The 8,837-nt window shown below is 53.9% G+C and carries 10 protein-coding genes; 4 read left to right on the forward strand and 6 right to left on the reverse strand.

Going from position 1 to position 8,837, the window contains the following annotated elements; translation table 11 throughout:
* The 3 genes from FBQ85_21625 to FBQ85_21635 form a co-directional block, all read left to right on the forward strand.
* A partial coding sequence (locus FBQ85_21625) for a hypothetical protein (GenBank protein ID MDL1877739.1) occupies positions 1-1,187 on the forward strand: 1,187 nt, incomplete at its 5' end.
* Positions 1,188-1,189: 2 nt separating this feature from the next.
* Positions 1,190-1,762: an isoprenylcysteine carboxylmethyltransferase family protein gene (locus FBQ85_21630; GenBank protein ID MDL1877740.1), complete on the forward strand. Its 573-nt coding sequence runs from the start codon at positions 1,190-1,192 to the stop codon at positions 1,760-1,762.
* The gene (locus tag FBQ85_21635) at positions 1,762-2,928 is read left to right on the forward strand and encodes a lipid-A-disaccharide synthase (GenBank protein ID MDL1877741.1); all 1,167 of its coding nucleotides are present in this window, start codon (positions 1,762-1,764) and stop codon (positions 2,926-2,928) included. Before FBQ85_21630 ends, FBQ85_21635 begins: the two co-directional genes overlap by 1 nt.
* A 557-nt stretch (positions 2,929-3,485) precedes the next feature.
* Here FBQ85_21635 and FBQ85_21640 read toward each other — a convergent pair.
* A complete protein-coding gene (locus FBQ85_21640) occupies positions 3,486-4,262 on the reverse strand; it encodes a DUF4382 domain-containing protein (protein MDL1877742.1) in 777 nt (258 codons plus the stop codon).
* Between the two features lie 10 nt (positions 4,263-4,272).
* Between FBQ85_21640 and FBQ85_21645 the strand changes: the two genes are divergently transcribed.
* Positions 4,273-4,605, forward strand: a complete 333-nt coding sequence (locus tag FBQ85_21645; GenBank protein MDL1877743.1) for a hypothetical protein — start codon at positions 4,273-4,275, stop codon at positions 4,603-4,605.
* Positions 4,606-4,714: 109 nt separating this feature from the next.
* Here the strand turns inward: FBQ85_21645 and FBQ85_21650 are convergent, their stop codons facing one another.
* The 5 genes from FBQ85_21650 to FBQ85_21670 form a co-directional block, all read right to left on the reverse strand.
* Positions 4,715-5,734, reverse strand: coding sequence for an ATP-binding cassette domain-containing protein (locus tag FBQ85_21650; GenBank protein ID MDL1877744.1), 1,020 nt, complete (start codon positions 5,732-5,734; stop codon positions 4,715-4,717).
* Entirely contained in the window at positions 5,554-6,519 is a 966-nt protein-coding gene (locus tag FBQ85_21655) for a GNAT family N-acetyltransferase (protein ID MDL1877745.1), read from the reverse strand. Before FBQ85_21655 ends, FBQ85_21650 begins: the two co-directional genes overlap by 181 nt.
* A 460-nt stretch (positions 6,520-6,979) precedes the next feature.
* Positions 6,980-7,384: a large-conductance mechanosensitive channel protein MscL gene (gene mscL, locus FBQ85_21660; protein MDL1877746.1), complete on the reverse strand. Its 405-nt coding sequence runs from the start codon at positions 7,382-7,384 to the stop codon at positions 6,980-6,982.
* Positions 7,385-7,450: 66 nt separating this feature from the next.
* Positions 7,451-8,311: a DUF3078 domain-containing protein gene (locus FBQ85_21665; protein MDL1877747.1), complete on the reverse strand. Its 861-nt coding sequence runs from the start codon at positions 8,309-8,311 to the stop codon at positions 7,451-7,453.
* Positions 8,312-8,572: 261 nt separating this feature from the next.
* Positions 8,573-8,837, reverse strand: a 265-nt coding sequence (locus FBQ85_21670) for an OmpA family protein (protein ID MDL1877748.1), incomplete at its 5' end; no start/stop codon positions are given.

Raw genomic sequence — 8,837 nt, forward strand, 5'->3', positions numbered from 1 at the left:
CATGGCTTTCATCGCATGATTATCCGCAATTTCTCGGCCCGCAACGCAACGGAAAAATTCCCGGGCCGCCTCTTGTCCGCGATTGGTCAAAGCAGCCGCCGCGCCAATTGTGGCGGCAGGCAATTGGCGCCGGCTGGTCCGCCTTTGCCGTCAGGGGAAGCTCCGCCATCACGCAAGAACAACGCGGCGCGCAGGAACTCGTTGTGTGTTATGAGTTGTATACCGGCAAAGTTAAGTGGAGCCACGGCGATGAGGCGCATTACCACGAAGTTGTTGCGGGTGAAGGCCCGCGCGCAACACCTACGATCGCCGGTGACCGCGTTTATACGCTGGGCGCCACCGGTATTCTCAATTGCCTTGATTTTGCCACCGGCAAGCAAATGTGGCAAAAGAATATCATTACCGATAACGAGGCCAAACCGAATTCCTGGGGTGTGAGTTGTTCGCCGTTGGTATTCGACAGTTTGGTGGTGATCAGCGCCGGCGGCAGCAACGGCCGTTCGCTTGTGGCCTATCACAGAGACACGGGCGCAAAAATTTGGTCGGGCGGCGACGATCGCGCCGGTTACAGCTCGCCGTTGTTGGCAACGCTCGCAGAAACGCCGCAAATACTCATTTTCAATCAAGCCAGTGTTGCGGGACATGATCCTCACACCGGCAAGCTGTTGTGGCAGCATCCCTGGCCCAACGAGCAGCCCAACGTTGCGCAACCTTTGCCGTTGCCGCATGATCGCATTCTTGTCACCAGCGGTTATGGCATCGGCTGCAAACTATTCGAGATCAAAAAGAATGGCGCCGGCGAGTTCTCCGCGCATGTGCTGTGGGAAACGCCGCGCCTCAAAGCAAAATTCACCAACGTGATTTTTTATGAAGGCTATGTTTATGGCCTCGATGACGGCGTGCTGGTTTGCCTCGATCTCGCCAACGGCGAGCGCAAATGGAAAGCCGGACGGTACGGCCACGGCCAGATCATGTTGATCGACGACGTGTTGCTGATTCAAGAAGAATCCGGCGGGCTGGCGCTCGTCGCGCCGAATCCGGAGAGGCACACCGAATTGACGCGCTTCGCTGCGTTGGACGACAAGACCTGGAACAACCCCGCGCTTGCCGGCGCCTATTTGCTGGTGCGCAATCATCGTGAAGCGGCATGCTATGAATTGCCGATGGAACAAACTCAATCGAGATGAACATGGATATTCGCGCGCTGTTGTTCAAATTTCGCAGCTACACTCCCATTCCTTTGTTGCTTGCCATTTTGCTCTTGGCGAACCCCACGCCGGTGAGTTTGATATTCGGCTTCATCGTGGCATTGCTGGGCGAGAGTTTGCGGCTGTGGGGCGTGCGGCACGCCGGCGGCGCGACGCGCACCACCGGCAACGTGGGCGCGGGCGCGGTGCTGATCACCCACGGCCCGTTCGCGTTCGTGCGCAACCCGCTTTATCTCGGCAACTTCCTGCTCAGCCTGGGCCTGTGTCTCATGTCCAACGCCTGGATGCCATGGATGCTGGTCATCTTTGTTGCGCTGTTTGCCTGGCAATACAGCATGATCATCTCACTCGAAGAAGAGCATTTGCAACAGCGTTTTGGCGAGGTTTACACGAACTATTTAAAACACGTTCCGCGTTTCCTGCCGCGCCTGACGCCGTTTCAAAAGCAAAACGTGCAAGTCATGCCGCTCCAGCGCGCGCTTAAAATCGAGAGTAACACCCTGCTAAGTTTCACGGCGGTGAGCTTGGCGATCTTCTTGATTTGGAAATTTTGATGCCGACCTCTCCCACCTTTTTAATCATCGCCGGCGAGGCCAGCGGCGATCTGCACGGCGCCCGCCTGGTGCAGGCGCTTAAAGCTGCATCGCCGAATTCACACATTTTTGGCATCGGCGGCGACGGCATGGCCGCAGCCGGCATGGAATTACTCTTTCACATTCGCGATATGGCCGTGGTCGGCTTCTCGGAAGTGATTCGCCATTTGCCTTTTCTGCGCAAAGTCATGGCGACTGTTGTTGCGGAAGTCGAACGCCGCCAACCTGCGGTTGTCATCCTCATCGATTATCCCGGATTCAATCTGCGCCTTGCCAAACGCTTGCGCGAGCGCGGGATAAAAATTCTTTACTATATTGCGCCGCAAGTGTGGGCATGGGGCGCGAAACGCATTCCCAAAATGGTGAAACTGGTTGATGAGATGGCAGTCGTGTTTCCTTTCGAAGCGCCACTTTTTTCCAATGCCGGCTTGCGCACGCATTTCGTCGGTCACCCGCTGCTGGAAGGTTTGTCTCCCAAGCTAACGCAACAAGAATTTTTTTTAAGAAACGGCTTTGTCAAACATAAACCGCTGCTCGGACTTTTGCCCGGCAGCCGGAAGCATGAAATCACGCGTTTGCTGCCCGATATGATCGCAACCGCGCAATTGCTGCGTGACCGCTATCCTGATTTGCAAATCGGTATTGGCCAGGCGCCAACCTTGCCGGAAAGCCTGTATCGCCAATTCATTCCAAACCCGGAGATCAAGCTGATTCCAAACGGAACGTACGAACTCATGCGGGAGAGCACGGCTTGTATCGTGTGCTCCGGCACGGCCACGCTCGAAACCGCTTGCTTCGGCACGCCGCTCGCAATTGTTTATCGCGTCTCGCGGCTCTCCTATGAAATCGGCAAACGCGTGGTGAAGTTGCCTTACATCGGTTTGGTGAATGTCGTGGCTGGCCGCAAAATTGCGCCGGAATTCGTGCAAGATGAGTTCAAGCCGCAAGCAGTAGCAGAGACGCTCGCGCCTTATTTGCAGCACAGTCAAAAGCGCGAACAATTTTGCGGTGAATTGGCGCATGTGCGCAGCCGTTTGGGCACGCCCGGCGCAAGCAATCGAACCGCGGCGATCGCATTGCGGCTGGCAGGAGTTCAGCAAAATGTTTTTCTTGCAGAAGCCGTTTGAGCATTTGCGTGAGTGAAACACGTTCAAAGTTTACCCCAACTTTGGACATGAATCGCTTCGTCACGTCGTTCGTGCCACGGTCATGTGAGTTATGATAACGCCGCGGCTGAACATTGCCAGACGTGAGTATAAAAACGTATAAGAAAAAGGTTCTGTGCTGATTAGTGTGGGTAATTGCGTGCCCATGACATACTGTGATAAATCATACGCCGAAGGCGTTGTACAACTCAGCCCAGGGCGCCCAGTTTCTGGGCACCCTGGGTAATCTAACACCCAATTCTAAAGAACACCAATGGTGTTCAACAAAAATTGCCTCCTAAAACAAAAACCTTAACGAAAATGAACGACGGGCCGGCGGCCATAACATTTTTTTGCCGAACTCTTTCAGAGTTCTCGTGGGCTTGGTTGTTTTCCGAGAGTGCGCTGCGCGCGACCCTCGGCTTTGTTGTTGAACGCCTTCGGCGTATTCGTGCGGTCCACACAGAACAGCATAGAACCAGAAAAAAGGCCAGTGTGTATGCTGTCACTCTGGCCTTTTCTTGTTTGGAGGGAAAGCTTCACTGCAGCGTGATGCTGCCGAGAGCATAATCTTGTCCGGCATTGACGGGCGCGTCCGGTTTACTGAATGCGCGGCCCAGCGTATCGGCGATGCTCACGACATAAGCCATCGGAGGCAAGAACGCGAGGCGAAAATCTCCGCTAACAGGATCGACGGCGCTGGCGGTAATCGTATCATTGCCCGCAACTGCAACCGCCACCGGCAATGCTGCTGGATTCGCGACCCGGCCCGAGATTGAGCCGGTGAACGCCATGGCGATCGCCCGAATGGTGGGCTTGAGCTTGAAGCCCTTGGGATTCTGCGGCGGCCCGGTCGTCACCACCGAACGTTCCGCATCGAAATCGAGCACAATATCGTAAGTTGAGCCGGCTGCAATCTCGAATTTCGTAAGCAATTTCAAACCGGATTGCGCGCCGCTCGGCACATCCATCGGGTAACTTTGGCCGTTCCAGACCACTTCTGCAGCCGCAATTTTCAACCGAATTTGCGTATACGTGCCCGCCTCAATGGCAGCTTGCCCGAGCAGCAAGGTTTTGCCATTGTTCCAATCGAGCAAATTCACGGTTTGCGTCTGATCGTTGAGCACGATCCATTGGCTGTCGATATGCGCGCTGATTTCGGTAAAGGTAATGTTGACCGCGTCATAGGCCGCGGTTTTGTCGGTTAACCACATGCGCAGAGTTGCTTCACCGGCCGTGGGCGAAGTTGCGTCGTTGTTGCAACCTGCCATTGCCCCGCTCAACACGCCTGCCAGGCACAACATCCACTTTTTCATAATTCACCTGTTGAAGAATCCAGTTGCGATTTGTCTCCTGCAGGATTTCGTGCTACAATTCTTGCGCCGTTCGATTGTGTTGGTGAAAGTGTTAATCAAATCTTGTTGGCTCCGTCCGCTCAAGCCGCGCGTATATATACTCTTGCCCGAGTCTGGTGAAGATCTTCTTGTGAGCACACTTCAGCCGAAATCAGAAAGCCCGCCCGAACGCGTGCGTGCCGCAATTAAAAAGAAAATCTCCAGCGGATGGAAGAACCCAATGGATTTGGCATTATCAGGTGGGTTTTTCCATCAGTTGGAAAAAGTCTGGGCACGATTTGTTAAAATTTACCCCCAAATGTGAACGGCCCCGAAAAAAAACTTTTTAGGGGATTGCATTTCAGTGGGCGAAACACGTTCGGAATTTTATTCTAGATTTGAATAGGCAATCTGCCTGGCGGAGGATTCAGGCTCTACAGAATGGGCGATAACATAAACTCTTCAAGCGGTAAACGAACGTTATTTGTTTTACAATATTCTTCGAACACACGAAACTCCACTGGCGGCTGCAAGCCGATTTTTTCGAAATCCGCGACGCGCTGCAGCAGCTCCCGCGGCGGGCCTTGCATCACAATTTTGCCCTGATGCAGAATCAGCAAGCGATCAGCAAACAGGGCTTCTTCGGAGAATTGCGTGATGTGCACAATCGTCAAGCGCTGAAGTTTTTGGCGCAAGGACGCGAGGGTTTCAAAAAAACGCACGCGGCTGGAATAGTCGAGCAGCGAAGTCGGTTCATCAAACACGATATGCCGCGGCTGCATTGCCAGCACCGCCGCAAGCGCAACGCGCTGTTTTTCCCCGCCGGAAAGCTGATGCGGCGCGTGATGGCGATAGTGCGAGAGCTCGAACAGCGCCAGCATCTCCTCGACACGCCGTTGCATCTCCGGCCGCGGAATACCCAAATTTTCCAGCCCGAAGGCAATCTCCCGCTCTATCGTCGGCGCGACCATTTGATCGTCCGGATGCTGAAACACGAGTCCGACCCGCCGGCGAATCTCGAGAAGCTGCGTGTGATCACTCGTGCTTAAGCCATCGATGATCACCTCGCCGCTGGTGGGTAGCAAAATACCGTTTAAGCAGCGCGCCAAAGAGGTTTTCCCCGAGCCGTTGGGACCCATCACCGCGACAAACTCACCCTCGGCAATTTCAAACGAGAGATCGGATAAAATTTGAGGTGCCCCCGCGGCAGAAGCATAGGCGAGAGAAAGATTTTTAACGATGATCATGCCCGCAAAACGTTTGGACCAGTCATTTATTCCCATTTCATCAAATTGCAGTGATCGGGATGCGCCTGCTCGTGATAGCCCTTCAGCGTCATGCGCAACTCGGCATGCGCCACACGAAAGCCGGCGTCGATGAGTGTACGATACGCGCGTTGATAGCGCGTCGGCGTGCGCACGCTGATGCTGGTGAGTTGTTTCCGCTCGGCCCATCGGAAGAGCAGTGGCAGCAGTTCAGGCAACAGCCCGTTCTGTTGCGGATGCACCAAGAGCATGATGATTTTCAGGGGCGGTGTGGTTTCCTCGGGAGAATACGTTTCGGTATGCGCCACGACGCACGCCGCCAATTTTTTGTTGTCGCGCACGTACAGCGCGTCGCCGTATTGAAACTGCCGGATCAAAGCGATTTCAGATTGCAGTCGCAAATGCGGATCGATGGCGCGCGCGAGCGCTTCGGCCTCGGCAAATATTTTGGCGTGTTCGTTCGTCGCCAGCTCGCTGTGAAAAACGGCTTCAACATGCTCCGGCAGGGTTTCGGCCCGCACCGGCGGCACATGGCGCACGAGATCGAGCGAAAGCGGACCGGGCAAAAAACCGAGATTGGAATAGAATCCCAGATTGCGATAATTGCGCGGCACGGTTTCCAGCCCAATCACCCGCGCGTCCTCGTCCTGCAAGGCCTTCACCGAGGCTTGCACAATTTTGCGTCCGAGATGTCTGCCTTGATACGCCGGGATGATGCTCACCGGACCAATCCAGCCGACCTTGCCCCACAAATGCGCAAAGCTATAGCCGATGAGCGTGTGCTTGTGCTCCATCACAAAGCAGCCCGGCGGAAACGCCGCGAGATACATTTCCAGGAATGAGAGATGCACCAACGGCACATGCGGCCGCTTGAAGCCTTCATGGATTCGTGCTGCAGTAAATGATTTTGACAGGATGCGATTCACGGCCGGCAGATCATCTGCCTGCATCGCGCGTATTTCATATGCGATCATATTCACAACAGTTTTTCACCCATCGCAGACGAGTTTACATTGCCGCAGAGAAGGCGCCTGATTTCTCTGCGGCCCGGTTTTTGGCGTTTTTGTTCATGGCTGTATCGCATCAAAGCATTAAGGCCATAAGGCGCTCAAAGTTAGAATAAAATTCCGAACGTGTTTTGCCCACGAAATGAAATCCCGCTGAAAAGGCTTTTTTATTTCTGTGGCAGTTCTACTTCTGGGCGACGTTTTCAAAGCTGCTGGAAGAGCTTCGATTTTTAGCTTGTCGGAAAATCGGGGCAGACTGTCAGAAGCCCGGCCTCGAGTTTTCCGCCGCAGGCTCACGAATACGTTGCAGTTCTCTGATTCAGCCTTACTCACAAATGTGTTGGCTCAAGCGGAGAATCCCTAAAAAACAATGCCCGATCCTGAATTAAAAAACGGGCATCCAGAATCGAGCATCTGACAACCAAACTCAGGCCACGACAGCGGTGCAATGGCCGCAGCGTTTGGCTTTGAGCGGAATGGTCATCAGGCATTCCGGGCATTCTTTTGTCGTGGGCGCGGCCGGCGCCGCCTCTTCCTTTCTCTTCAAACGATTCATGGCGCGCACCAGCATGAAAATCGCAAAGGCAATGATGAGAAAGTTGATGACGGCGTTGATAAAGACGCCATACTTGATCGTTACTGCCGGTTCGTCTTGCAGCGAGAGGGCAAGCTTGCTAAAGTCGATGCCGCCGGTCAACACCCCGATGGGAGGCATGAGCACGTCATTCACCAGCGAGGTGACAATGCCGCCGAACGCCGCGCCGATAATGATACCCACGGCCATGTCCACGACATTGCCGCGCATCGCAAATTCTTTGAACTCTTTAAACATAAGCTCCTCCTCGAAAGGGTTTATATGAAAGGCCTCGAGCAGCGCGAGTTTTGCGCTAATGCCATTCTAAAAAAACGTATAGGCCACGCCAAAGCCCAAGACCTGCTTGAGCTGCCGTTTTTTCGAGATATTCTCGTCGTAGAGTAGGCGGACATTCATGTTCACGGTGAAATATTTGCCGAGCTTGGCGGCCAGCGTGTTGTCCCAATTCACGTCGACTTCTTCAATATGCTCGAACGCGGTGAACAATTCGAGTTTGGTGATAAACATGACATTCTCTTCGAGCTTTTGAGAAAAGTCCGTGACGGATTCGATGCCGGTTTCCACCCGCACGTTTTCATCCCGTGCGTTGCCATACAGCGGACGAAATTCTTGGGTGCCGACAATCGTTTCTTTGACGGCAACACCAAGGCGGGTAACGAAATTCTCCTGCGGTTTATAGCCCAACCCCAGGGCCTGGCGTAGAAAGATGGGATCAAAGGCTTCGGACACCAACGGCACGGCCGGGTTGGAATAATCATAGCCGTTGGCCACTTGCGTCAAGCCGTTGAACGAGATATAAGGATTCACATACTTGCCGATTTTATAGGTCAACACCGATTCGGCGCGCAGCTCGTCGTCGCTTTTGCGTACCTCTTGATCGCCCTGTTTCACCTGGCCGTAAGCGAGTTTGCCGGTGTTCTTCCAATTGGTTTTGGGTTGATTGTTTTCCCACAACGTTTCGAAGACGCCCTTCCACGCCACCGCATTTTCTCCGCCCTGCGCCCAATTGCTATAGGAATTTTGCGTCAACGTCAGCGCGCCGATGAGATTTTTCTTCCAACCCATCGGCTCGGGCGCAGGCGCGGCGGCCTCTTGCGCAAAAGCGCAGGCGGCTGCCAGAAGTGTTACAGTCAAAATCCTACGGACATGAAATTGCTTCATCATACTTCTCCTCACATAAAGTTAGAGCAACGTGAATAAAAAAGTCCGGCAAAACACAAATGTGCGAGCAAGGCGCTGTATTACGACGAATCAATCTACAAGACAAAAAGAAAAAGTCAAGTTGGTAATCTATGCGCGATGCGTTGCTGAAGAGGAATGCGGCGGGAGGGTGGCAATAATAAAGAAAGGCGGCGCGATGGTTGGGCAATCGCGTGAAATGGTAAGACGGTTCTCCGGCGCTACTGCGTCGGCGGGCAGGGAAAATTAATGCAAGCGGTATAATTCAATACGCCGGTTTTGGGCGCGGCCTTCGGCGCTGTTGTTCGAGGCAATGGCATTCGACTCGCCGAAGCCGGCGCAACGCAAACGATCGCGTGAAATGCCCTTCGCCACGAGATAATTGTAAATCGCCTGCGCGCGCGCGTGCGAGATGTAAAAATTCTGCTCAGCCTCGCCGGTATTATCGGCATAACCGCGAATCTCAAACGCCAATTCCGGAAAATCACGCAGCGTGCGGTAGACTTTCTCC

This window comes from Cytophagia bacterium CHB2 (assembly GCA_030263535.1).
In the GTDB taxonomy this organism is placed as follows: domain Bacteria; phylum Zhuqueibacterota; class Zhuqueibacteria; order Zhuqueibacterales; family Zhuqueibacteraceae; genus Coneutiohabitans.